We start from the raw sequence: 24,090 nt of genomic DNA on the forward strand, positions 1-24,090 counted from the left end.
ATGCAACTGCACTACTCCATCCAAGGCCAAGGTGAGCCGCTCGTTATTCTGCACGGGCTTTTCGGTACACTCGAAAACTGGGGCGCACAAATCAAAACGCTAGCTGAGCAATTCACCGTGATCGCGGTTGATATGCGTAATCATGGTCGTAGTCCTCACGATAGCGAGATGACCTACCCCTTGATGGCTGATGATGTGATCGAACTGCTCGACCACTTAGGGCTCGATACGGTCAATTTAATGGGCCATTCAATGGGCGGTAAAGCGGCGATGCAATTGGTACTTAATTACCCAGAGCGGGTAAAACGCTTAATCGTTGTGGATATTGCACCCGTTGAGTACGAGCATCACCATGTGGATGTTTTCAAAGGGCTTCGCGCCGTTGATACCGAACAGCTCACCTCGCGCGGTAGTGCTGATCAGCAGTTACAGGCATACGTCCCTGAGCTTAGTGTGCGCGCATTTTTATTGAAGAACCTCTACCGCAATGCGGAAAAGCGCTTTGCTTGGCGCATGAACCTTGATGCACTCGAGTACCAATATCAGCACATTAGCCAAGCGCCTACAGGCACCCCTTTTGAGCAACCCACGCTCTTTATCAAAGGTGCTAACTCCAACTATTTGCTGCCAGAGCACCGCGACACCATTCTGAGCCTATTTCCACAGGCCACCTATAAACTGATCCAAGGCGCAGGCCACTGGCCTCATGCCGAGAAGCCGGCACTTTTCAGCAAGATAGTGCAAACATTCCTGAGCGCTTAGGCGCGCCTTAACTGCCAGCGGCTAAGTGAATGCCATACCGCTGGCGGCGTAAAGATCACAACATTACCTAACAGCACCAAACCCAACCCGGCAAACGCTTCAAGTGACCACTGGTATCCCTCATAAAAGGTTGAAAGCGACAGCGCCACCACAGGGAATAGCACTGTTGCATAGGCTGCTTTCTCAGAGCCTATGCGGCCCACCAGCATTAAATACACGGTAAATCCGATAACGGTTCCCGGAACAGCCAGATATAGTAAGGCAGCCCAATATATCCAGTCATCGGTCAACTGATAGGTGACATCATTGAATTCAACCAGCATCAGCAACAATAAAACACCATAAAACATCGCCCATGCATTAGACGAAGCCGGGCGTATCTGTTGCGCTTGCAACATCTTGGATAACATATTGCCACAAGAAAAAAACGCGACACCCAGCAAACACCACGCCACACCGACCAACATCATACTGCCGCCTGCGGATATTTCGGGCAGAAACAACAGCGCCACACCTAAAGCACCGATCACAGCACCGAGCAAGACCACCGCCGATGGCCGCTGTTTAAACCATAACCAGCTATTAAATGCGTTAAAGACCGTTGCCAACGAGAAGATCACCGACACCAAGCCGCTCGTCACAAAACCGGTTGCGGTATAAAACGCATAGAAGTTGAAGCAGAACAAACAACTTCCTTGCATAAAGCAAAGTACATGTTGGCGCATCGTCAGCGCCTGCAATCGGCGACTGATGAGCAACATCGCGAACATAATCATGCCCGCCAGCACGAAGCGATAAAGTATCGATAACTCCACCGGCATATCCCCTACTTGCAGCTTTATCGCTAGCCACGTAGAGCCCCAAACCAATACAACAACGACATACAACAGCACATTTACCATAACAACCTCGCATTTTGCCAATGCGGCTATTATTCCAATGGGGATAACACAGAGCTGGCAAAAAGATGCGGCTTTGGTAAAAACTTGCGCTTTTTTGCCACTTGATAGAGTTTTTTAGCGACAACTTTCATATTATGAAATGGAGTCACATACAGAACATAATCATGAACGGTATCGATCAGCTCCTAGTCTACAAACGCTTAGCGGAATCCAATGCCCAGTTGCACAAGCATCAGCAGCTGGAGGACAACTATGGCTTGGCGATCTGGAGTAACCACCATGACCACACCAGCTATCAGGCGCCCGGCCACCACACCTTGAGTTGCTATATCGAAGGAGGCTTCGATACTGTGCGCCGATCAGGGCGGCAGCGCTTAACCGGTGGAGCACCCGGCAAGATCTGCCTGATGCCTGCCGATCATCAATCTGATTGGGAGATAGAGGGCCATCTGAGCTTTGTCCACCTTTACTTCAACGATGCCAAAATCGACGAACTAGCCGAGCAAGTTCACGACAGCAGCTTTAGCGGCGGCTTACCCGATCTGACATGGGTTGATAACAGCTGGATCATGACCTTTTGCCAGCAGATACTTCTCAATATCCCTTGGCACGAACAGAGCCAACAAACAGCCCTCTCACAAGCAGGGAACATGCTCATTTTGCACCTACTCAGTGAATATGGAGGTGCTAAAAAGCTCCCCGCTGTAAAGGGTGGTTTGGCTCCCGCAACCCAGCGTTTTTTAATCGATTATATCGAAGCGAACTTGGGCAGTGCGCTAACCATCGAGCAGCTTGCGGCGCAAGTGCAGTTGAGCCCTTATCATTTCGCACGAATGTTCAAACAGAGCTTTGCACAGACGCCCCACCACTACATTACCGAGCGGCGTTTGCAGGCGGCATATCAAGCGATACGCCAAGAAGATATGTCATTGAGTGATTTGGCAGCGGGGTTTGGCTTCTCTGATCAAAGCCATTTTGGTAAGGCGTTTAAAAAGCGTTTCAAGCAAACACCGAGTCAATATCGGCGCGCTTGCTCAAGCGCTATACATTCCTATCGATAACCGACCCTTCAGGGAACAACTTTTCGGCGACGCCTGCATCGATAAGGCGCTGATTAACTTGGCGCATCGTCTCGTTGATCGCATTTAAACGCTCATTAAACGCCTCAAGGGACTCCTGAGTACGGCGTTTATTCTCTTGACGCAGTTGATCTGACTGCTGAGTATTCTCTTTCGCTTGCTCCGTTTGGTCGGTGGAGCTTTGCTCATCCTCACGCGCTTGGGTCGCCTCTTCTGCACGCGCAAGCTCCGCCTCTTGATTCGCTTTAGCGATCTCGGCTCGCGCCTCGGCAGCCATAGATCTAGCTTCAGCAGCTACCCGCCGGTCAGCATCAGATGGTTCCGACACTGATAGCGCCGCTCGCATGATCGTTTCTGCTTTTTCCAACGTGGCTTGGGGGTCATTTGCGACCGGCGATGTATCAATTCGGACCTCACCATCGACCGCATATAAACGCCCATCGGGGCCTTTTTGATAGGTGTAACTGGGCGCAGAGGTATGTTCGCCACCAATCGCAGCGTGCGCTCTTTCGTGGGCTTTTACCTCACGGTCGCGCTGGGCGAGCTCTCGTACTTGGACAAGCTCAGCCTGCTCTTGAGCACGCTCGGAAGCTAGATTCGTGGTGGCTTCGCTGCCCGCTACTCGCTGATCAGCAGTCGTGACATCACCGCTACGCTCTTGCCCAACTGGTGCGTTCGTAGACGCTACCGAGGTGGTTGCAGTTGTCGCACGCTCGCTGTCAGGACGAGCGCTCCCCGAGCTAGTCAGTCCTAACTCTTGCCCTGCAGAGCGGGGAAGCTGTGATGAGAGCTGATTGATCATAGCTCGGCCACTAAACGGTGGGGAAGGTTACGCGCTTACGCCCGCACGTCGATATTAGTGCCAAGTACTTCGCTAGCATCCGAGACAACCTTCGTTGTTGGCGCTTGCGCATTTGGGTCCACTGTTGTTTGTTGGACCGCATTATCGACAGGCCGACCAGAAGCGATCTCTGCTACTTCCGGTTTACCTGTACCGTTATTGTCGCCCGCCACTTTGGGTGTGTTATCTGCGACACGGTTGGTGCTGTAAGCACCTGAGTACAACGCACCTGTAATATTCATGGTTTCACCTAGAGCCTTAGTTGATAGATTTCCGTACTCCAAGTATAGACCAGAGAAAGATTACTGTTCAATTTTTAGCCACTAAAATTTCTTCAGTGATCGTTGATCAACGGAGCTAACGATAGGTGCTCAGCAACCTGTTCGATGGTAAGCGCTTCAAGCCACGGCACCACCCCCAAACAAGGCGCTGGGATCATGCGCTGTAGCGTAGCTAAGTTCTCATCCGGGCAGCTCATATCGGGATCAATCGAGTTAGCCACCCAACCGGCAAGCGCCAAGCCATCACGCTGGATCGCCTCCACTGTCAGTAACGCATGACTCAAGCAACCAAGCTTCATGCCTACCACCAAAATAACCGGCAACGAGAGCTGCTTGGGAACCTCCGCTAAGGTTTCTCGATGGTTAAGCGGCACACGCCACCCGCCAGCGCCTTCAACAATAACAAAGTCAGCAGGGTTCATCATCGCACCGCGGCTGAAGGCCACAATGCGATCGGCACTGAGCTGGCGCTCTTGTTGTGCTGCGGCAATATGGGGGGCAATCGGAGGCTCAAACGCGATCGGGTTTACCTCGGCATAGCTGATCGAAACACTGGAATGCTCCATCAAGGTCAGGGCGTCTTCATTGCGCAGCTCTCCCTCTTCGATGTGGCAACCTGCTGCAACCGGTTTAAGGCCGAGCGAGCGCAGGCCTTGCTGCTTGGCTAGTGCAAGCAGCGCTGCGGAGACGCGCGTTTTACCCACATCAGTATCGGTACCTGCTACAAAGAAACGCTGTTTAGCCATGATGCTCTTTTCTCAGAATTAGATAGTAAACTTGGTAGGTGGCTGGCAGCTTGCCATCATCAGCCCGCAGCGCCTCATACGCCGCTCGAAACTGCTTTACACGCTGAGGACCGGTTAAGCCCTTCGCCTCACCCGCGTTCATATTGTGCGCACCCAACTGTTTTAGCTCGGTTGTTAACTCCCGTAGCTGAGCATAACGTAGCGTGCGATTCTCTTGCTTGACCAGTAACGGCGTTAAACCGCTGGGAAGCTGCGCTGTCAGTGTATCCAAATCAACAAAGTGATTCACATGTTGATAGTTATCCACCTGAGCCCAAGCTTGTTTGAGTTCGTGCAGAGTGTCGGGCCCCAGCGTTGCAACGGCTGCAATACCGCCTGGCGCAAGCACGCGGCTAATTTCAGCAAACACCCGTTGCGGTGACTCACACCACTGAATCGCCAAGCTGGTATAGAGTTGATCAACGGCACCGCTGCACAACGGCAGCGCTTCTGCATCACCTCCACAGAGCTGAATATCGCTCGGGAGCTGTGTTCTAGCCTGTTGCAACATCCCGTGAGCGAGGTCGATCGCTATATGTTGCTGAGCATCAATGTGCTGATGCAACTGCCCTGACACAAAACCGGTACCACAGCCAAGGTCTATCACACAGCGCGGCTCAGCAATCTGGTAGGGCTGGACACTATCGAGCAACGCCAGCGCCACATCACGCTGCAGCCCTGCAACGCTGTCATAGGTGGCTGCTGCGCGACTGAAAGAGTCTGCAATACGCTTTTTATCGATAGCTAGCTGCATGATGTGTCCCCTTGCGGGCTCATTAGAGCGCGTACGGCGTTATAAAACGCCTCAGGTTGAGATAAAAACGGGACATGGCCAGCACCCTCTACACACTGTGCTTTGTGCTCTGGCCAGCGCTCGGCATAATGCTCTGCCAGCACGGCAGGCACCAGTTGGTCTTCACCACCTAAGAGGTGCAACACTGGCACTTGAACATCATCGAGCGTCTGGCGACCATCTTCCTCGAGCAACTGCAACGTAGCAGCCAGTTGCGGCGCAGTATTTTGTTCGATCACCTGCTGCAATGTGCGCAGCAGTGATTTACTTTGGGCCTCACCTTGCAGCTGTAATAAGCAGAAGCGTTTCAGCGTTTTATCGGGATAAGAGCTGATCGCTGTTTTGAACTGCTGATAGATCACCGCACGCATACCCGGCCAATCGGCACGTTCAACAAAACAGGGGTTCGACGCGACCAGCATCAGCGCTTGAGCCTGCACAGTAGCGCGGCGCGCTAGCTCAGTAGCGACAAGACCACCCAGTGACCAGCCAACGATTAAGGCACCTTTGGGTACCAAAGGCTCAACCCTGTTAGCCATGGCGGCAATCGACTCTGGCACAGCCAGATCCGCAGACCGTCCAAGCCCCGGAAGGTCAACCAGTGTGACGCTACCGAGCGGCAGCAGCGCATCAACGACAGGATGCCAAACACTGGCGTTCATACCCCAGCCATGCAGCAGCACTATATGCTGCGTGCCCTGACCGACGTGAAACTCTTGATACAACTCACTCATCGAACCGCCTCCAACGCCGCTAGTAAACGGTCAATCTGCGCCTCGGTGTGCGCGGCACTCAGGGTGACTCGCAATCGCGCGCTCCCAACTGGCACCGTGGGTGGCCGGATTGCACTGATATAGATACCTTGCGCTTTCAGTTGTTCGCTCATCTTCAAGGCCTTATCAGCATCTCCCACGAGAATGGGCTGAATCGGCGTTTGTGAGTCCATCAAGGTAAAGCCTAGCTGCTGCGCACCAACGCGAAAGCGCTCAATCAGCGCATTCAAATGCTCCCGACGCCAGGTCTCTTTTTGCAGCAGCTCCAAACTTTTACAGGTAGCCGCAGCAACCGCAGGCGGCATACTGGTGGTGTAGATATAGGTACGTGCAAACTGGATGAGCGTCTCGATCAGTACTTCACTGCCAGCGACAAACGCACCTGCCGTGCCAAAACCTTTGCCTAGCGTTCCCACGAGTACCGGAACCTGCTCTTCGGTGAGTTGAAAGTGCTCCGCGACACCACCGCCGCTTTGTCCCAAACAACCAAAGCCATGGGCATCATCTACCATCACCCATGCTTGCGCCTCTTGAGCTGCACGGCATAACGCAGGCAAGGGTGCTACGTCACCATCCATGCTGAAAACACCATCGGTCACCACCAGCTTGCGGCGTGCGTCACTACGCGCTAAACGCGCGGCCAGCTGGGCAACATCGTTGTGTTGATAGCGTTGAAAACGTGCGCCACTGAGTAGCCCCGCGTCGAGCAGCGAAGCGTGATTTAGACGATCTTGAAATACGGCATCGCGCTTATCCAACAGCGCATTCACCACACCCAAATTTGCCATATATCCGGTTGAAAACAGCAATACTCGGGGCCTACCGGTAAATTCAGCTAGCGCCTCTTCAAGCGCATGGTGATGGTGGCTATGGCCATTCACAAGGTGAGATGCACCACCGCCAACACCGAATTCGTTGGCCGCTCGTTGCAGCGCATCGACCACATCAGGGTGGTTGGCAAGCCCTAGATAGTCGTTGGAGCAAAACGCTAAAAAGGGCTTACCGTCCAGTACCACTTCTGGCTGCTGCGGCGATGCCAGTACGCTGCGCTGACGATACAGTGACTGCTGCTTACGCAGCGTCAACTCTTGGGCTAGATCAGAAAAAGACATCAGTTCACCTGCACGCGAGCGCGAGTTAAGCTTCGTAGAAGTGCGCGTCGTCTTGCTGCTTCTGAATCTGGCCGCGAATCACCGCTTCTTGGGTCGCATCATTCTCTTCGATGCGCTGCTCCATATTGATACCCAAGCGCTTAAACAGCAGCAGGTCACGGTGAGTTTCTGGGTTTGGTGTTGTCAGTAAGCACTCACCATAAAAGATCGAGTTGGCTCCAGCAAAGAAGGTCATCGCCTGCATCTCATCGCTCATGCTTTCACGGCCAGCGGATAAACGCACATGTGATGCTGGCATCATAATACGCGCTACTGCGATAGTGCGGATAAAATCCAGGTGGTCTAGATCTTCGGCGTTCTCCAAAGGAGTCCCTTTAACCTTTACCAGCATATTAATTGGCACACTTTCAGGCTGAACTGGCATGTTGGCTAACTGGCGCAATAGGCCGATTCGGTCATTCGCCGTTTCGCCCATCCCAAGGATGCCGCCGCTGCAGATTTTCATGCCGGAGTTACGCACATGCTGAAGGGTATCCAAGCGATCTTGGAAACTACGCGTGGTGATAATTTTGTCGTAATACTCAGGAGAGGTATCGAGGTTATGGTTGTAGTAATCGAGGCCAGCATCCGCAAGGCGGTCTGCTTTATCTTGATCTAACATGCCAAGCGTCATACAGGTTTCAAGGCCCAGCTCTTTCACTTGGCGAACCATATCAACGACATACGGCATATCGCGCTCATGCGGGTGTTTCCAAGCCGCACCCATACAGAAACGAGTCGAGCCAGTCGCTTTGGCTTGCTTGGCTTTCTCAACCACGCGTTCCACTTCCATGAGGCGCTCTTTCTCAAGACCTGTGCTGTAGTGCGCACTTTGTGGGCAGTATTTGCAGTCTTCTGGGCACGCACCAGTTTTGATAGACAACAACGTGCTGACCTGCACCTCGTTGGGGTCGAAGTTCTGACGGTGCACGGTGTGCGCTTTAAACAGTAAGTCGTTAAAAGGCAGATCAAAAAGCGCTTGTACCTCTTTTACTGTCCAATCGTGGCGAATGTTCGCGTTCTCGTGCATGGTGCTCTCCGGTGTTCAGCTACAGCTCTGTCAAAAAGGGTCATTGTTCTAATCAGGATATGATATGACCAAGGATAGGACTGTCAACCAATGGAAAGCAAAAAGAAAAACAGCTGGTTTATTTTCAACCAATCATGCATGATTTGCCAGCGCCACAGCCCAGATAGTGTGTGCAGTCACTGCCAACAAGAGTTACCTTGGAGTGGATCTAGCTGTTACCGCTGTGCGATTGGGCTCGATATCACCGTACCACGGAGCCTGTGCCAAGATTGCCGTGCTCTGCCACCGCACTTTGATCACTGCCACGCCGCATTTGAGTACCGCTTCCCAGTGAACCAGCTATTAAAGCGTGCCAAACATCTTGCGGGCGCCAATGTGCTGCGCACGTTAGCCCGCTGTTTAGCGAGCAGCTTGTTAGAGCAGCCACAAAACTGGCCGGACGCGCTGGTGCCTGTACCATTGCATCAGGCAAGGCAGCTGAAACGCGGTTTCAATCAAGCGGAATTGATTGCCAAACAGTTGTCGACTCAACTTGGCATTCCACTCTTAGCGGATCGTTTGGTACGCCAAACACCCACCTTTTCGCAAGCGAAGCTAAGTGCACGCGCCCGTCGCGCTAACTTACACAGTAGCTTTTCATTGCAGCATGCCCTGCCACGCCATGTCGCACTTATTGATGATGTGATGACAACCGGCTCCACCGCAAACACCATCAGTGAGTATTTGAAATCAACCGGTGTCGAGCGGGTCGATGTGTGGGTCATTGCGCGCACACCAACGCCACGCCAGATGTAGTAGACAAGCCACATCCCGCCTCCTACTCTTAGAAAGAATGAACAGGGGACGATATGGATATAGCAACGATCGGCAATGTAGCTGGCGGTATCGGATTGTTTTTGCTGGGAATGCACCTGATGACGCAGGGTTTACAGCAAGCCGCCGGGCGTTCATTAAAATCTGCATTGAACTATGCAACGCAAAGCCGTTGGAAAGGCTTGCTATCGGGCAGCTTGATCACCGCACTCGTGCAATCCTCAAGTGCTGTCACCGTGGCTACCATCGGTTTTGTTAATGCTGGTCTTTTAAGCCTTGGTCAATCTGTTGCGGTGATCTACGGCTGTAACATCGGCACCACCATGACAGGCTGGCTCGTGGCCTTGATCGGCTTCAAAATTAAAATATCCGCATTTGCATTGCCACTCGTCGCATTAGGGATGGGTTTATACACCGCCGCCCAACGAGACAAGCTCAAGCACCTCGGCTTAGCACTGGCAGGGTTTGGTGTCTTCTTTGTCGGTTTAGACTTTCTCAAAGACAGCTTCACAGGCCTTGAGGATAGCTTGGATTTGGCCAGTTTCAGCGCGCTGCCATTAAGCTATCTTATCTTTGTGCTAGCGGGGTTTGTGCTGACTTTTTTGATGCAATCGTCGTCCGCGGCCATTGCGATTACATTATCGCTTTCTGCTAGCGGTGCGATCGATCTCACCTCTGCCGCTGCACTGGTCATTGGTGCTAACCTTGGCACAACGTCGACTGCATTACTGGCCGTTATTGGCGCAACCGCCAACGCGAAACGTATTGCAGCCGCCCACGTTGCGTTTAATCTGATTACCGGAGCTGTGGGGCTTGTGCTGTTATCGATCTTTGCGCAGCAAATCAACCAGCTCAACTCTGTACTTGATAAAGTCACGCTACTGGCGCTGTTCCACACCGTGTTCAATCTGCTTGGCGTTGTGCTGATCTGGCCACTCACCGACCGTCTTGTGAGGGTGCTTGGACGCATGTTTCGTAAACAATCGAGTGATGCCGCACGACCACGCTACCTGGATGATACCGTTCTAGAAACACCGCTGCTTGCCATCGAAGCAATGCGCCACGAACTAGCGCGCGTCAGCCGCCTGAGTACCATAATGGGACACGACGCACTCAATAGCAGCTCACATCCTACGATCGCTGCCGACTTAGCCTGCGTAAATGAGCTGGTCGATGCCATCGTACAGTTCAACCAAAAAGTCGCACAGCGTAACCTCGACCCCGAGATCGCCCTGCTCTTACCCAGTTCATTGCGGATCGGGCGCTACCTAAGTGAGGTAGCAAAGCTTGCCGAGCGCCTCGCACAGCAACAGCAGCTGTTAACAGGGCTCCCACCGAAGCTGCAACACCAAGTAGATGAATTGAAATCGTCAGCAGCGCTACTGCTTATACAAAGCCGTGTCGATGAGATGAGTGAGCAGAGCAGCCAACCGGCGCGCGAAGAGATGAAACGTATTCAACATACATACCACGGCCTGAAAGCTGATATCCTTGCCGCAACAACAAGCGGCCAGATTTCGGCTCACGATAGCTCCGCCTTGTTGGATGTACTCAGCCAACTGCGACGCATGGCTGAGCAAGCGGAAAAAGCTGCGTCAAGCTGGAGCACTCTATCGCCTATTGAACACCGCGATGCCGTTGCAGCGAGCGCCTAATATTCGACGCATTCATGATTACTGATCCTCTTTTCTACGTTGCCGCCGTGCCCGCCGTGCTGATCACCGCCATCTCGAAAGGTGGGTTTGGCGGCGGACTTGGCATGTTAGGTGTACCGATGATGGCCTTGGTCATCGCACCGCAACAGGCGGCTGCCATCTTACTGCCCATTTTGTGTTTGATGGATGCCGTCGGACTATGGAAGTTTCGCGCCCGTGGTGACTTACACAGCCTAACAACCCTGTTACCCGCTGCTGCGGTGGGTATCGCACTCGGTGCTCTAACGTTCCAGTATTTTTCGGCCGACCATATTCGGATACTGGTTGGCACGATCGCGATCGTATTTTCAGTCAACTACTGGTTCAAACCCGCCGACACAGCACCGAAGCCTCGCAGTAGAGTGCGCGGCAGCTTTTGGGGAGCGCTGGCTGGATTCACCAGCTTTAGCGTGCATGCTGGCGGCCCACCGCTAAGCGCCTATTTACTGCCATTAAAGCTGCCACGTTGGGACTTCGCTGCCACCAGCATCATCTTTTTCGCTGCCATCAACGCGATAAAAGTGCTCCCTTACGCGCTAATCGGCCAGTTTACATGGGATAACTTATCCACATCAGCAGCGCTCGCTATTCTGGCGCCGATCGGTGTGCTAATCGGCACCGCTCTGCACCACCGCATTAACGATATGTGGTTTTATCGGGTGAGCTACGCCATGCTTTTCATGATGGGGCTCAAGCTCCTTTACGATGCGTTTTTCTAACCGAGGTAGCCCATGCAGATATCACCGATTGCAACCATCCAATCCCCCTTTAAAGAGAAGTTTGGTATCCCACGCCAGCCGGGGATTGCTACTTCAGTCACAGCAACAGTGGAGCTTATGCCTCCATTTAATACGCAAGAAGCGGTTAAGGGCTTAGAGAACTACAGCCATATTTGGCTGCTGTTTATATTTAGCGAATGTGTCGATAAAGGCTGGAAGGCATCGGTTAGGCCGCCACGGTTGGGCGGAAACGAGAAGATGGGCGTATTCGCGACCCGATCGCCTTTTCGGCCGAATAACATCGGGATGTCTGTGGTACGGCTCGACCAGATCAACACGAAAGCTGGCACAGTATCACTCACTGTGAGTGGCGCTGATCTCCTTGATGGTACCCCTATCGTCGATATCAAACCCTATGTGCCATATTCCGATGCTATAACCGGAGCCAATACAACCGTCGCCACACCCGTTCAGTTGCTGGAACTGCCCGTAGTGTTCTCGGCACAAGCGCAGGCCGTGCTCGATAAGCACGATGCAACGCTGCAGCGCGCGCTGTGCGAGGTACTGCGGTGCGATCCACGCCCTGCGTATCAGCGCGACCCAAAACGAGAATATGGACTACGCTATGATCACCACAATATCCGATGGTCGATTCGTGAGAATTGCATTGAGGTTCTCGCGATAGACTCACTGTAGCGCTTGGCGCGCCGACGGAAAAAATATAATATTAGATATATCTAATTAATGCATTATCATGAGGCTAGTATGACCACCTCGACTGACACTGGGTCAACTCAAACTGCACGTTTACAGCACTTTCCTGCCGCTTTCTTTGCGATGGTTATGGGCACACTGGGGCTCACGCTTGCTTGGCAAAAGTCAGCTCATGTTCTTGGCTTGCCCATCGAAATTGCACAAGGCCTACTGATCATCTCTGCTTGTGTGTTTGTGACGATTGTCATCAGCTACCTGTTTAAAATATTCAAGTACCCACAGGCCGTGATCGCCGAGTTCAATCACCCTATCAAAATGAGCTTCTTCCCTGCGTTTTCCATCGGCATTATCTTAATGAGCGTGGCAACGTTAGAGGTCTCTCAAGAGCTATCCCGCTTTTTGTGGATCTTGGGAAGCTCCCTCCAACTGATCTTTACGCTCAACGTATTAACCCGTTGGATACACCACCCGCACTTTAAGATTGCACACAGCACACCCGCTTGGTTCATCCCGGTTGTGGGTAACATTCTGGTACCTATCGCAGGTGTCGAGCACGGTTTTTACGAGGTATCTTGGTTCTTCTTCAGTATCGGATTAATCTACTGGCTAGTGCTGAAAACACTGATCTTTAATCGCGTGATTTTCCATGACCCACTACCAGAGAAGCTACTACCCACGCTATTTATCTTAATCGCGCCACCTGCGGTTGGATTTATCTCCTATATGAAGTTGAACAACGAGGTACTCGACAGCTTCGCACGCATCCTCTTCTATGCGGCTGCCTTCGTGGTGCTGCTGCTTATCACCCAGTTTGCGCGCTTCTCCCGTATTGGCTTCTTTATGTCGTGGTGGGCCTACTCGTTCCCGCTGGCGGCTTTCACTATCGCTACTCAGATCATGTATGTACGCACCGGTGCGCCAGTGTTCTCAGCGCTTAGCTACATCATGCTCGCGGTTGTGAGCGCTGTTGTGATTCTGCTGCTTGTTAAAACAGCACGCGCGGTACTTAGTGGTAACGTTTTTCAACCCGATTAGCGCGCTTGCGCGATACTAAAGAAAGGGCTCTAATGGGGGCCCTTTTCTGTTTCTGGGCAAAAGCATGACCGCACTAACCGATGACCAACTGCGCTTTGATCGCGAACATATCTGGCACCCCTACTCTTCGATGATCAGCCCACCACCGGTCTACCCGGTCACCTCGGCAGCGGGCGTGCGGCTAACCCTCGCTGATGGCCGAGAGCTGATCGACGGTATGGCATCTTGGTGGTCTGTTATCCACGGCTACAACCACCCTGAACTCAATGCTGCAGCACATGACCAAATTGACCAAATGTCCCACGTGATGTTTGGCGGCCTAACCCATGAGCCTGCTATTGAGCTCAGCCGCAAGCTGGTTGAGATGACGCCCGGCTCGCTCGGCAAAGTATTTATCGCCGACTCAGGCTCCGTTGCTGTTGAAGTGGCACTAAAGATGGCCATTCAGTACTGGCACGCAGCGGGTAAGCCCGAGAAACATAAGATGGTCACCATCCGCAACGGTTATCATGGCGATACCTTTGGTGCGATGGCTGTCTGTGATCCGGTTACCGGTATGCACGAAATATTCAGCCATGTACTTCCGCAACACCTGTTTGCTGAGCGCCCCAACACCCGCTTTGGTGACGCATGGCAAACCAATGATATCGCTCCACTGCAAGCCATTATTGAGCAACAGCATGCCAACATCGCGGCTCTGATCTTAGAGCCCGTTGTGCAAGGCGCTGGGGGGATGTATTTCTATTCTCCAGAATACCTACGCGCTGCTAAGGCGCTCTGTGAGCAGCATGATATTCTGCTAATCGCAGACGAGATTGCGACAGGCTTTGGTCGCACCGGCGAGCTTTTCGCGTGTAATCACGCCGGGGTGACACCCGATATCCTGTGTGTCGGCAAAGCATTAACTGGGGGGTATATGACCCTGGCTGCCACACTCACTACCACGCAGATCGCAGAAACAATCTCAGCAGGCGGTGCTGGCTGCTTTATGCATGGACCAACGTTCATGGGTAACCCGCTGGCTTGCGCTGTCGCTAACCGCTCCCTTGAGCTGTTAATCAACAGTGATTGGCGCAGTAATATTCAACGTATCGAGGCACAATTAGAGAGCGGCCTAGCGCCAGCTCGCGCGCTCGCAGGGGTAGCAAATGTGCGGGTGCTGGGTGCCATCGGTGTGATTGAACTGGAAAGTTCCGTGCAGAGTGCAGCAATCCAGAGCCTCTTTGTGGACGAAGGTATTTGGGTGCGGCCGTTTGGCAAGCTGGTATACATTATGCCGCCTTATGTCATCTCCTCTGAGGACCTTGCCACCTTGACGCACAGCATGGTTAATGTGGTGGAGCGCTATTTGTCATTGGCTGACTAGGACTTCTCAGGCTTGATAGCCAGTCCCTCTAAAAAGGTGCCCACTAAAGCGGGATAGCTTGAGTGCCGATAACGCTTCAGCTTATCGGTACAAAATCCCGCCTCACGAATACGCTGTCCGGTTTGACGTTCTAGCTGGCAACCACACGCAAGTGGACGCCAAAGCGGATTCAGCCAACGCTGTGCTCGGTGGGTCAATTGATGTGCAGCGGCAACATGCTCAAACACCACCAGCGCACCGCCAGGCTTTAAGACCCGATACGCTTCAGCTAAGACCTGAGCCGGATCAGCAACAGAGCACAGTACTAAGCAGCAAAACACCTGATCAAACTGCGCATCTTGAAAGGGTAGTTGGTGACCATCACCTTGCAAAAGCAGAAACTCATTCGTCAAATGAGCCGGCAGCCGCTGTGGCTGCTGATAACTCAACAACTGATCATCATACTCCAGCGAAACCACACGCTTCACCGCTGCGGGATAGAAAGGAAAACTCTCGCCGGTACCCGACCCCAGCTCCAACACATCACCTTGCAATAGCGCAGCCAAGCGCTGTCTATCTTCAGTAAAGCGCTTAGAGACATCGGCCAGTAGCCGAGGAAAAATATGTCGCTGGTAAAGGTTCATTATCATAATAGGGGTTTGCTACTATGGCTGAAACAGCTGTAAAAAGAAGGAATTACTATGGCACGCATTAAGATCGATATGCCCGACCATTACGCATTTAGTACCGAGATTCCCGTCCGTATTAGTGATGTTAACTACGGTGGGCACCTTGGTAACGATGCCGTCCTTTCAATGGTACATGAGGCGCGCATTCGATATCTAAACTACTACCATTATACCGAGCTGGATGTCGAAGGCGCAGGCATCATTATGACTGACTCAGCAATCGTTTATCTCGCTGAAGGCTTCCATGGTGATATTGTGCAGATCGACATCGCACTGGGCGACTTCAACAAGTATGGCTGCGATATCTACTATCTGCTATCCAACAAAAAGACGGGAAAAGAGATCGCGCACGCGAAAACAGGGATCGTCTTCTTCAACTATGACGAGCGTAAGGTCATTCCAGTACCCGAAAAGTTCAAGGCTGTGATTCAAAAAGAGGCCTAAACAAAAGGGCTGCACCTAGGCAGCCCTTAACTCTCTCTTGCTATTATTCGTCAAACTCGTAGCTGCCACGTGCGAGTCCCTCGAAACGCGTGTACTTGCCAAGAAATGCCAGCTTGATCGAACCGATTGGGCCGTTACGCTGCTTACCAATAATGATCTCTGCAATGCCTTTATCGCTCGAGTCTTCGTTATAAACCTCGTCACGATAAATAAACATGATAACGTCGGCATCCTGCTCAATCGCACCTGATTCACGCAAATCAGAGTTTACCGGGCGCTTATTGGGACGGTTCTCCAAGCTCCGGTTAAGCTGTGATAGAGCAACCACGGGGCAGTTCATCTCCTTGGCTAACGCTTTAAGGGAGCGCGAAATTTCGGAAATTTCCTCGGCACGGCTACTCGCCTTACCCGTTTTTATCTGCATCAATTGCAGATAGTCGACCATAATCATCCCGATCTCACCATGCTCTCGCACAATCCGGCGGGCACGTGTGCGCATCTCATTCGGACTGATACCCGAGGTATCATCGATAAAGAGCGGCTTATCACGCAACATGTTCACCGCAGTGGTTAGCTTTGGCCAATCCTCCTCTTCGAGCTGACCGGTACGTACTTTCGTTTGATCGATTCGGCCAAGGGAGGAGAGCATCCGCGAAACTAGCTGATCGGCAGGCATCTCAAGGCTAAACACCAACACGGGTTTTTCATCCGCCATGAGTGCATTTTCCACCAAGTTCATCGCAAAGGTGGTTTTACCCATCGAGGGACGCGCCGCCACGATGATGAGATCAGATGGCTGCATTCCGGCGGTGCGGTCATCAAGATCATCAAACCCCGTCGTCACACCGGTCAATTCACTGCTGTTGTTAAACAGAAAGTCGATGCGCTCGACCGCTTTCTTCAGCAGTGGATTGACAGACTCGGGACCACCTTGGTTAGGACGGTTTTCAGCAATTTGGAAGATACGCTGTTCGGCATCGTTGAGAATCTCATCCGATGCACGCCCTTCTGGATAAAAGGCGTTTTCTGAGATCTCATGTGCCACAGAGATCATCTGGCGCAGCAACGCGCGGTCACGAACAATCTCGGCATAGGCACGAATATTGGCAGCACTCGGTGTGTTTTTAGCGAGTTCAACAAGATAATCAAGGCCGCCAGCCCGGTCCAAATCACCGGTGCGATCCAGCTCCTCCGACAGTGTCACCACATCCAGTGGGCTCTGGTTATTAACCAGCTTCTGCATAACACGGTAGATAAGGCGGTGATCGTGACGATAAAAGTGATCTTCAATCAGAATTTCAGCGGCAGTATCCCAGGCGTTGTTATCAAGCATCAGCCCCCCCAGGACCGACTGCTCCGCCTCAATGGAGTGAGGTACGGTTTTGACATCAGCAACTTCCTGATCATGTAACTCAGCTAACTCCATCACATCCTCTCGTATCATCTTTCAGGCAGGAAAATCATAACCTATAAAAACAAAAAAGCACCGCACAGATCGCTCCGTGCAGTGCTTTTTTAGTTGTTGAATCGGCTATTAAGCTTCGCCAACAACGTTCAGTGTAACGTTAACTGTTACTTCTGGGTGCAATTGCAGTGCTACTTCGAACTCACCAGTGTGACGCAGTGCGCCTTCTGGCAAGCGAACTTCGCTCTTGCATACTTCTTGACCCGCTGCAGTGAATGCTTCAGCGATGTCACGTGTACCGATAGAACCGAACAGCTTACCTTCGTCGCCTGCTTTAGACGCGATAGTTACTGCTTGGCCTTCCAGTGCTTCACCACGTGCTTGAGCAGCTGTCAGCTTATCTGCTGCTGCTTTTTCAAGTTCAGCACGACGCTCTTCGAACTTAGCAACATTTGCTTCTGTCGCTGGTACAGCTTTGCCCTGAGGGATCAGGTAGTTACGACCGAAGCCAGCTTTAACTGAAACTTTATCGCCCAGTGCACCTAGCTTACCAATTTTCTCGAGTAGGATAACTTCCATCTCGTAAACCTCGTTATGTTCTGCGGCTCAAAGGCCCCAGTACTTAATTTCCACTGATGTTAGTGCCATCAGTACCGTAATCACAGCTGGCGTCTATTTCGTACGCCAGCCTTCTAATCACTGATGGTTGTCAGTGTAAGGTAGTAGCGCGATGAAACGAGCGCGCTTGATAGCAGTTGCCAGCTGACGCTGGTAACGAGCTTTAGTACCTGTGATACGGCTTGGTACGATTTTACCAGTTTCAGTGATGTAACCTTTCAACGTGTCCAGATCTTTGTAATCGATCTCTTGAACACCTTCAGCCGTGAAACGGCAGAACTTACGACGACGGAAAAAACGAGCCATCTTAATATCTCCTCAAATTCTATTATTCAGCAGCTTCTTCAGAAGCTTTTTCTGCAGTTTCAGCTGCAGGTGCTGGTTTAGCTGCTTCTTCGTGACGACGAGGCTTACGCTCTTCGCGTGCTTCAGCCGCTTTGATTGGAGAAACTTCAGTGATAGCTTCTTTACGACGGATAGTCAGGTTACGCAGAACTGCATCGTTGTAGCGGAACATGTTTTCCAGCTCATCCAACGTCTCTTGGCCACATTCGATGTTCATCAGAATGTAGTGTGCTTTGTGAGCGTTGTTGATTGGGTAAGCCAGTTGACGACGGCCCCAGTCTTCTAGACGGTGAACTGTACCTTCAGCGCTTTCGATAGCGTTAGTGTAACGCTCAACCATTGCTGGTACTTGTTCGCTCTGGTTCGGGTGAACCATGAATACGATTTCGTAATGACGCATTGTAGCTCCTTACGGTTTGTAGCCTTTGGACCTTAAAAAAGAGTACCAAAAGCAAGGAGGTTGATAGTATTTCTCAAAAAAGAGGCCGGGATTATACACAAACCCCGGCCTCTAAAACAAGTTAAGTCACACATTAGGGACCACTTATCATCGTCCCTGCTATTTGCTTACTTACTGTGCTTCAAAATATCGTCTACTAAATCTTGCTCTTCATGCAGATCATCAGCTTCCGGTGCAGATACCGGTAGGATCAGATTCAATACAATCGCTACCAAACCACACAGGCTGATACCTTGCAGGCTGAAATCATTGCCACCCACAACCATGCCACCGATACCGAATACCAATACGGTCGCAACGATCACTAGGTTACGCTGCTCGCCAAGATCAACACGCGCTTTAATTAACGTGTTCAAACCCACTGCAGCAATTGATCCGAATAGCAAAATGAGGATGCCACCCATGACAGGCGTTGGAATCGTTTGCAGGAAGATACCAAACTTCGCAACCAAAGCCATGATCACTGCAAACACAGCTGCCCAGATCATCACCTTTGGATTAAACGCTTTGGTCAGCATCACCGCACCGGTGACTTCGGAGTAAGTTGTATTTGGCGGACCACCTAGCAAAGCCGCTGCAGATGTCGCGACACCATCACCGAAGATCGTGCGATGCAGCCCCGGTTTTTTCACATAGTCTTTACCGGTCACATTGCTGATCGCCAAGATATCGCCGACATGCTCGATAGCTGGGGCAATCGCAACAGGTATCATGAAGAGTATTGCCTGCCAATTTAGCGTTGGGAAGGTGAAGTTAGGCACAGCAAACAACGGCGCAGCTGCAACTTTATCAAAGCTCACCATTCCCATGCTCAGTGCGACGATGTAGCCAGCAGCCACACCGAACAGAATAGGTACTAGACGGAACATACCTTTGGCATAGGACGCCACTAACAACGTGGTCACCAGCGATACCATCGAAACGATCATCGCATCTTGGTATGGAAACAGCTCAGCAGCGCCATCTCCTGTTTTACCCATCGCCATGTTAACGGCAACAGGTGCAAGACCAAGGCCGATCACCATAATAACCGGGCCGGTCACCACGGGAGGCATTAAGCGGTGCAGAAACCCTACACCTTTAAGCTTCACCAACGTACCCAGCACCATGTAAACGATACCAGCGGCTAGCAAACCACCTAACGTATCGGATACACCCCATGTCTGTACGCTATAAAGGATGGGCGCGATAAATGCGAACGAGGATGCCAGAAAAATTGGCACCATACGTTTCGTGATAAATTGAAACAGCAGCGTACCAATACCTGCGGTAAAGAGCGCAACGCTTGGATCAAGGCCAGTCAATAAAGGCATTAGCACGAGCGCTCCGAATGCTACAAAGAGCATTTGGGCACCGGCTAATGCCGTTTTTAATGTTGAGTCTTCCGTATTCATAATGAAGGGCTCTCTTATTTGGTGCCAAAGATTTTGTCGCCAGCATCACCCAAACCAGGAATGATATAGCCCGCTTCGTTCAGATGGCTATCAATCGAGGCAGTGAACAACTCAACATCAGGATGTGCTTCTTGTACCTTTGCAATACCTTCAGGCGCGGCTACCAGCACCAGCGCACGGATACTCGTACAACCGGCATTTTTCAACATATCGATCGTTGAGATCATAGAGCCACCCGTCGCAAGCATCGGGTCAACAATCAAAGCCATACGCTCTTCGATATCGTGCGCAAGCTTCTCAAAGTAAGGAACAGGCTCTAGCGTCTCTTCATCACGGTACAGACCCACCACACTGATCTTCGCACTTGGCACAAGATCAAGTACACCGTCTAACATACCGATACCGGCACGCAGGATAGGCACTACAGTAAACTTCTTACCCTTGATGCGCTCCCCTTTGATAGGACCACACCAACCTTCGAGATCATACTCTTCCAGTTCTAGGTCTTTGGTTGCTTCGTAAGTTAGCAGCGCACCCACCTCGGCTGCCAGTTGTCGGAAGCTACGTGTGCTTTTATCGCCTTCGCGCATTAAGCTCAGCTTGTGACGTACTAATGGGTGTTTAATTTCTTGGACGCTCATTCTCAATCTCTTTTGGCCTGCGATGCGATTCCCGGCACCATTTTTTCCAAACAATCCTCAAGGCGAAATAGTAAAGAAACCTGACTCAGATGTCATGATTCCTTGTTTAGATCTTGCCCTTTTTTCGCAGGATGAGTAGAGTTTCGCCGATTAAACCTCCTGTTTTAATCACATGGCTGCCTTGGTAGCCAAAACATAGCGGTACAGACACAATGCCGAAAACCGATATTGACCATATCAAACAAGTTTACTCAGACGCCGATTTGCTATTTAGCGAGGCGGAGATTGAAGCCTCAATTAGCACAATGGCGGCTGAAATTACGGCATCATGGAAAGATAAAAACCCGGTTATTTTCAGCATCATGAACGGCGGCCTCGTAATCGGCGGTAAGCTCCTCACCAAATTGGACTTCCCACTAGAAGCGGGTTATATGCACGCCACGCGCTATCGCAACACCACGTCTGGGCATGAGCTAGAGTGGAAAGTTCCGCCGATGATCGACTTTACCGGACGCCCAGTGCTTATCGTTGACGATATTCTTGACGAAGGCCATACGCTGGTTGAGATCATCAACTACTGCCAAGCCAAAGGTGCGAGTGAGGTGAAAACGGCGGTACTCGTAGACAAACTACATGATCGCAAAGCGACCCCGGGTCTAAAGCCTGATTTTGCCGCACTTGAGGTCGAAGACCGTTACATCTTCGGCTACGGCATGGACTACCACGGGTACTGGCGTAACGCACCCGGCATCTATGCGGTTAAAGGGCTGTAACTCACACCTACCACAAAGAGATACCGCCTATGGTGCGCTCGCAAGGCAGTGGTACCCGCTCGATGTGATGTATCCAGTGACTGAATAGATATTGCCTAAGGAGGTAGCTAAAACTGCCTCCTCAAAGCCGAAGCTTTTAGAACTGTTCACCCGATAGACTCTCATTTCAAGCTTCCGGTATACCCTAACGAAATACGTCTAGGAAAAGACGTGCGAGTTAATCGCACTAGCCGACACCGTGAAGCTGACCGTGCATCCCAGAGAGTACTAACAGACTTCGTTAAGCGTTAGTTTTTTCGCATCCATATACGTCCATCAACTACTGATAGGCCAAGCGCGATCAAACCCATACCAAAAAAATGTTCCATCGCTAACTTTTCATCAAGAAACAACCAGCCGAGAAATATCGCAGACACTGGAATCAAAAGTGTAACGAGCAACAAATTTGTTGCTCCTGAGGACTCGAGTATCCTGAAGTACAACACATAGGCAATAGCCGTAGAAAATACAGCCAACCCAGCAATCGCCAACCATACTTCGACGCTGATACGGTCAAACTCAGCCCCAGTATCAACGAGCATACAGATGGGGAGAATCACGAAAAAAGATGCTGTTACTTGTCCTGCAGCCGTGATTATTGGGTGTATTGACATCGCTTTAAAGCGTCTTCCATAGACACCAGCAAAAGCATAGGATAACGCTGCTGCGATAATGGCTAGTTGCGCCAAAAAGCTATTTTCATCGTTAGCATTTGGTATACCCAAAACCATCACAACACCTAAAAAACCAATGATTACACCTAGAAGTTTTAAAAGCGTTGCCCTCTCGTCGCTTAGCACTACTCCAGCTACAACCACGGTAAATATTGGTGTTGAAGCATTGAGAATTGATGCCACCCCTGACGCAATTTGAGTCTGTCCCCATACAATGAGCGTGAAGGGAATAACATTATTCAAAATACCCATGCATAAGAACGCGCCGAGCAACTTTAGATCAACAACGGGAAATAACTTCATAAAAAAAACTATTGCCCACAGTACACTCGCTGCTATACCTAACCTTAATGCCACAATCGTCAACGGCTGAAGCTCTAGTACAGCGACACCGATAAAGAAAAACGACCCTCCCCAAAGTAGTGAAAGAGTCAAAAGCATTAACCACTCACGAACCCCCATGAGTGTATTAACCGGTGAAACCATGACTATCTCCTTTATCAATATTTCAGGTTTTAGCCAGACTATTTCTCAACAATGCCGAATAACATCCGTTTCTTGCACTGTGCCACCATACGCCCTAGGCAATGACGTACAACCCAGCACAGAGCTTCGAGTTTTAGCGCAATAATCGGATATTAATTTCGTGTGATAAATGGTTACATGCCTGAATACTGAGAACTACGAAGGTCACATCATGACATTGCCACCTGATCGCGTTATGAAAGAAGCGATATCATCTAAGGACCAATCCCGCGATGGCCAGTTTTTTTATGGGATGATAGGTACAGGTATTTTTTGCAAGCCGTCATGCACATCAAACCAAATCGATTTAGAGAAGCTTGAGTTTTTTCGGACGATTAAAGACGCCACACAAGCCGGCTACCAGCCTTGCAAGGCTTGTCTGCTCAACCCTGACTGGGCAGGAAGCATAAGCCTGATCAAAATCGCCCGCTATATCGAAGACCATGCCGATGAAAAACTGACGCTATCGAGCTTGTCAGGTATGGCGGGAGTGTCACCATCAAGATTGCAACGTGCCTTCAAGAAGGCGTTTGGTGTTTCACCAAAGTCCTACCAAGATGCCATTCGTATTCAGATGTTTAAGTACTTTCTAAGAAAAAAGAGCGGCAGTATAACCGAGGCCATTTATGATTCTGGCTTTGGTTCCATCAGCCGTGTATACGGTGAAGAGTCGCGTAGCCTTGGTATGCAACCAAAATCATACAAAGCGGGGGGAGCGGGAGAGGTTATCTTCTACGCCTGTCGTGATACCACATACGGTTTGGTTCTTATGGCTGCAACCGGTAAAGGGGTATGTTTCCTTCAATTTGGACAGCAAAAGCAATCTTTGCTCACTGCACTTTCAACAGAATTTCCCAAAGCTGAGTTAATCTGCTCGCCCGCTCAAGAAGCACCGGAACTAGACAATTGGATAGATGCTGTGAATTTACATTTGAGCAATGGTGCGCCAAAGCCCGACCTACCACTTGATATGCAAGGTACAGCCTTCCAAATCAAAGTTTGGAAGTTCCTTTTGAGCATCAAAGAGGGGGATACGCTAAGCTATGGTGAGGTAGCTAATCAAATCGGTAGGCCCACGGCCTTCCGCTCCGTCGCTACTGCTTGCGCGAAAAATCGTATCGCGGTTTTAATTCCTTGCCACAGAGTATTGAGAGGTGACGGCAGCCTTGGAGGTTATAGATGGGGCTCCGAACGTAAACAAGCACTATTGGATATGGAAAAACGACGTCAGAGAGACTAGCAATCTTATCCTCATACCATGAAGACCTATCTCATAACGTTATGCCAATAAAATTTAGACAGTACCTCTGAGCTAGGGTCTTCATCCAGCTTAATTCGCCCTATTATAGCCACCTATATGGCTTCC

At 50.9% G+C, this 24,090-nt stretch carries 27 protein-coding genes; 11 read left to right on the forward strand and 16 right to left on the reverse strand.

Annotated features, from left to right (window positions below):
• Positions 1-762 (forward strand): alpha/beta fold hydrolase, encoded by a 762-nt coding sequence (locus tag E4L36_RS07915; RefSeq protein WP_136680171.1) that lies wholly within the window; start codon positions 1-3, stop codon positions 760-762.
• Here E4L36_RS07915 and E4L36_RS07920 read toward each other — a convergent pair.
• On the reverse strand, positions 759-1,664 hold the full coding sequence (locus tag E4L36_RS07920; protein ID WP_136680172.1) for an EamA family transporter: 906 nt from the start codon (positions 1,662-1,664) through the stop codon (positions 759-761). The genes E4L36_RS07915 and E4L36_RS07920 overlap by 4 nt on opposite strands.
• Before the next feature lie 164 nt (positions 1,665-1,828).
• Here E4L36_RS07920 and E4L36_RS07925 point away from each other — a divergent pair, with 164 nt between their 5' ends.
• Positions 1,829-2,725 carry an AraC family transcriptional regulator gene (locus tag E4L36_RS07925; RefSeq protein WP_169051503.1) on the forward strand — a complete coding sequence of 299 codons (897 nt, stop codon included), beginning with the start codon at positions 1,829-1,831 and terminating at the stop codon, positions 2,723-2,725.
• Here the strand turns inward: E4L36_RS07925 and E4L36_RS07930 are convergent.
• The 7 genes from E4L36_RS07930 to bioB all read right to left on the reverse strand — a co-directional run bounded on the left by E4L36_RS07930 (position 2,706) and on the right by bioB (position 8,397).
• On the reverse strand, positions 2,706-3,545 hold the full coding sequence (locus E4L36_RS07930) for a putative metalloprotease CJM1_0395 family protein (protein WP_127694572.1): 840 nt from the start codon (positions 3,543-3,545) through the stop codon (positions 2,706-2,708). The two genes, E4L36_RS07925 and E4L36_RS07930, sit on opposite strands and share 20 nt — an antisense overlap.
• Before the next feature lie 35 nt (positions 3,546-3,580).
• Entirely contained in the window at positions 3,581-3,826 is a 246-nt protein-coding gene (locus tag E4L36_RS07935; protein WP_136680174.1) for a hypothetical protein, read from the reverse strand.
• Between the two features lie 92 nt (positions 3,827-3,918).
• The gene (gene bioD, locus E4L36_RS07940) at positions 3,919-4,611 is read right to left on the reverse strand and encodes a dethiobiotin synthase (protein ID WP_127694570.1); all 693 of its coding nucleotides are present in this window, start codon (positions 4,609-4,611) and stop codon (positions 3,919-3,921) included.
• Positions 4,604-5,404, reverse strand: coding sequence for a malonyl-ACP O-methyltransferase BioC (gene bioC, locus E4L36_RS07945; protein ID WP_136680175.1), 801 nt, complete (start codon positions 5,402-5,404; stop codon positions 4,604-4,606). The genes bioD and bioC overlap by 8 nt, the downstream gene beginning before the upstream one ends.
• A complete protein-coding gene (gene bioH / locus E4L36_RS07950) occupies positions 5,395-6,177 on the reverse strand; it encodes a pimeloyl-ACP methyl ester esterase BioH (protein WP_136680176.1) in 783 nt (260 codons plus the stop codon). The genes bioC and bioH overlap by 10 nt, the downstream gene beginning before the upstream one ends.
• Complete coding sequence (gene bioF / locus E4L36_RS07955) at positions 6,174-7,328, reverse strand: 8-amino-7-oxononanoate synthase (RefSeq protein ID WP_136680177.1); 1,155 nt, start codon at positions 7,326-7,328, stop codon at positions 6,174-6,176. The genes bioH and bioF overlap by 4 nt, the downstream gene beginning before the upstream one ends.
• Positions 7,329-7,353: 25 nt before the next feature.
• On the reverse strand, positions 7,354-8,397 hold the full coding sequence (bioB, locus tag E4L36_RS07960) for a biotin synthase BioB (protein WP_127694566.1): 1,044 nt from the start codon (positions 8,395-8,397) through the stop codon (positions 7,354-7,356).
• Positions 8,398-8,487: 90 nt separating this feature from the next.
• Between bioB and E4L36_RS07965 the strand changes: the two genes are divergently transcribed.
• The 6 genes from E4L36_RS07965 to bioA all read left to right on the forward strand — a co-directional run bounded on the left by E4L36_RS07965 (position 8,488) and on the right by bioA (position 14,738).
• Positions 8,488-9,192 carry a ComF family protein gene (locus E4L36_RS07965; RefSeq protein WP_136680178.1) on the forward strand — a complete coding sequence of 235 codons (705 nt, stop codon included), beginning with the start codon at positions 8,488-8,490 and terminating at the stop codon, positions 9,190-9,192.
• 53 nt (positions 9,193-9,245) lie between these two features.
• Positions 9,246-10,865, forward strand: coding sequence for a Na/Pi cotransporter family protein (locus tag E4L36_RS07970; protein ID WP_136680179.1), 1,620 nt, complete (start codon positions 9,246-9,248; stop codon positions 10,863-10,865).
• 14 nt (positions 10,866-10,879) lie between these two features.
• Positions 10,880-11,623 (forward strand): sulfite exporter TauE/SafE family protein, encoded by a 744-nt coding sequence (locus E4L36_RS07975; RefSeq protein WP_136680180.1) that lies wholly within the window; start codon positions 10,880-10,882, stop codon positions 11,621-11,623.
• Positions 11,624-11,635: 12 nt separating this feature from the next.
• Complete coding sequence (gene tsaA, locus E4L36_RS07980; protein ID WP_136680181.1) at positions 11,636-12,319, forward strand: tRNA (N6-threonylcarbamoyladenosine(37)-N6)-methyltransferase TrmO; 684 nt, start codon at positions 11,636-11,638, stop codon at positions 12,317-12,319.
• Between the two features lie 69 nt (positions 12,320-12,388).
• Positions 12,389-13,372 carry an SLAC1 anion channel family protein gene (locus E4L36_RS07985; protein WP_127694561.1) on the forward strand — a complete coding sequence of 328 codons (984 nt, stop codon included), beginning with the start codon at positions 12,389-12,391 and terminating at the stop codon, positions 13,370-13,372.
• A 64-nt stretch (positions 13,373-13,436) separates the two neighbouring features.
• Positions 13,437-14,738: an adenosylmethionine--8-amino-7-oxononanoate transaminase gene (gene bioA / locus E4L36_RS07990; RefSeq protein WP_136680182.1), complete on the forward strand. Its 1,302-nt coding sequence runs from the start codon at positions 13,437-13,439 to the stop codon at positions 14,736-14,738.
• Here bioA and E4L36_RS07995 read toward each other — a convergent pair.
• Entirely contained in the window at positions 14,735-15,367 is a 633-nt protein-coding gene (locus E4L36_RS07995; protein ID WP_136680183.1) for a class I SAM-dependent methyltransferase, read from the reverse strand. The two genes, bioA and E4L36_RS07995, sit on opposite strands and share 4 nt — an antisense overlap.
• Before the next feature lie 51 nt (positions 15,368-15,418).
• On the opposite strand from E4L36_RS07995, the gene E4L36_RS08000 reads away from it, so the two are divergent.
• Complete coding sequence (locus tag E4L36_RS08000) at positions 15,419-15,850, forward strand: thioesterase family protein (RefSeq protein WP_136680184.1); 432 nt, start codon at positions 15,419-15,421, stop codon at positions 15,848-15,850.
• A 43-nt stretch (positions 15,851-15,893) separates the two neighbouring features.
• Here the strand turns inward: E4L36_RS08000 and dnaB are convergent, their stop codons facing one another.
• From dnaB to upp, 6 genes are all read right to left on the reverse strand, one after another.
• The gene (gene dnaB / locus E4L36_RS08005; protein WP_127694697.1) at positions 15,894-17,276 is read right to left on the reverse strand and encodes a replicative DNA helicase; all 1,383 of its coding nucleotides are present in this window, start codon (positions 17,274-17,276) and stop codon (positions 15,894-15,896) included.
• A gap of 108 nt (positions 17,277-17,384) precedes the next feature.
• Positions 17,385-17,834 (reverse strand): 50S ribosomal protein L9, encoded by a 450-nt coding sequence (gene rplI, locus E4L36_RS08010; RefSeq protein WP_127694557.1) that lies wholly within the window; start codon positions 17,832-17,834, stop codon positions 17,385-17,387.
• Between the two features lie 117 nt (positions 17,835-17,951).
• The gene (gene rpsR / locus E4L36_RS08015) at positions 17,952-18,179 is read right to left on the reverse strand and encodes a 30S ribosomal protein S18 (RefSeq protein ID WP_127694556.1); all 228 of its coding nucleotides are present in this window, start codon (positions 18,177-18,179) and stop codon (positions 17,952-17,954) included.
• A gap of 22 nt (positions 18,180-18,201) precedes the next feature.
• On the reverse strand, positions 18,202-18,618 hold the full coding sequence (gene rpsF / locus E4L36_RS08020) for a 30S ribosomal protein S6 (RefSeq protein WP_136680185.1): 417 nt from the start codon (positions 18,616-18,618) through the stop codon (positions 18,202-18,204).
• Between the two features lie 167 nt (positions 18,619-18,785).
• Positions 18,786-20,072 carry a uracil-xanthine permease family protein gene (locus E4L36_RS08025; protein ID WP_136680186.1) on the reverse strand — a complete coding sequence of 429 codons (1,287 nt, stop codon included), beginning with the start codon at positions 20,070-20,072 and terminating at the stop codon, positions 18,786-18,788.
• A gap of 14 nt (positions 20,073-20,086) precedes the next feature.
• Positions 20,087-20,713, reverse strand: a complete 627-nt coding sequence (upp, locus tag E4L36_RS08030) for a uracil phosphoribosyltransferase (protein ID WP_127694553.1) — start codon at positions 20,711-20,713, stop codon at positions 20,087-20,089.
• A gap of 212 nt (positions 20,714-20,925) precedes the next feature.
• Between upp and E4L36_RS08035 the strand changes: the two genes are divergently transcribed.
• The gene (locus E4L36_RS08035; protein WP_136680187.1) at positions 20,926-21,486 is read left to right on the forward strand and encodes a hypoxanthine-guanine phosphoribosyltransferase; all 561 of its coding nucleotides are present in this window, start codon (positions 20,926-20,928) and stop codon (positions 21,484-21,486) included.
• Positions 21,487-21,773: 287 nt separating this feature from the next.
• On the opposite strand, the gene E4L36_RS08040 is transcribed toward E4L36_RS08035, so the two are convergent.
• Entirely contained in the window at positions 21,774-22,685 is a 912-nt protein-coding gene (locus tag E4L36_RS08040; RefSeq protein WP_136680188.1) for a DMT family transporter, read from the reverse strand.
• Positions 22,686-22,896: 211 nt separating this feature from the next.
• Between E4L36_RS08040 and E4L36_RS08045 the strand changes: the two genes are divergently transcribed.
• Positions 22,897-23,964: a methylated-DNA--[protein]-cysteine S-methyltransferase gene (locus E4L36_RS08045; RefSeq protein ID WP_136680189.1), complete on the forward strand. Its 1,068-nt coding sequence runs from the start codon at positions 22,897-22,899 to the stop codon at positions 23,962-23,964.
• Positions 23,965-24,090: the final 126 nt, after the last annotated feature.

It is taken from the genome of Neptunomonas sp. XY-337 (genome assembly GCF_004959845.1).
GTDB classification, from domain to species: Bacteria; Pseudomonadota; Gammaproteobacteria; order Pseudomonadales; family Balneatricaceae; genus Neptunomonas; species Neptunomonas marina.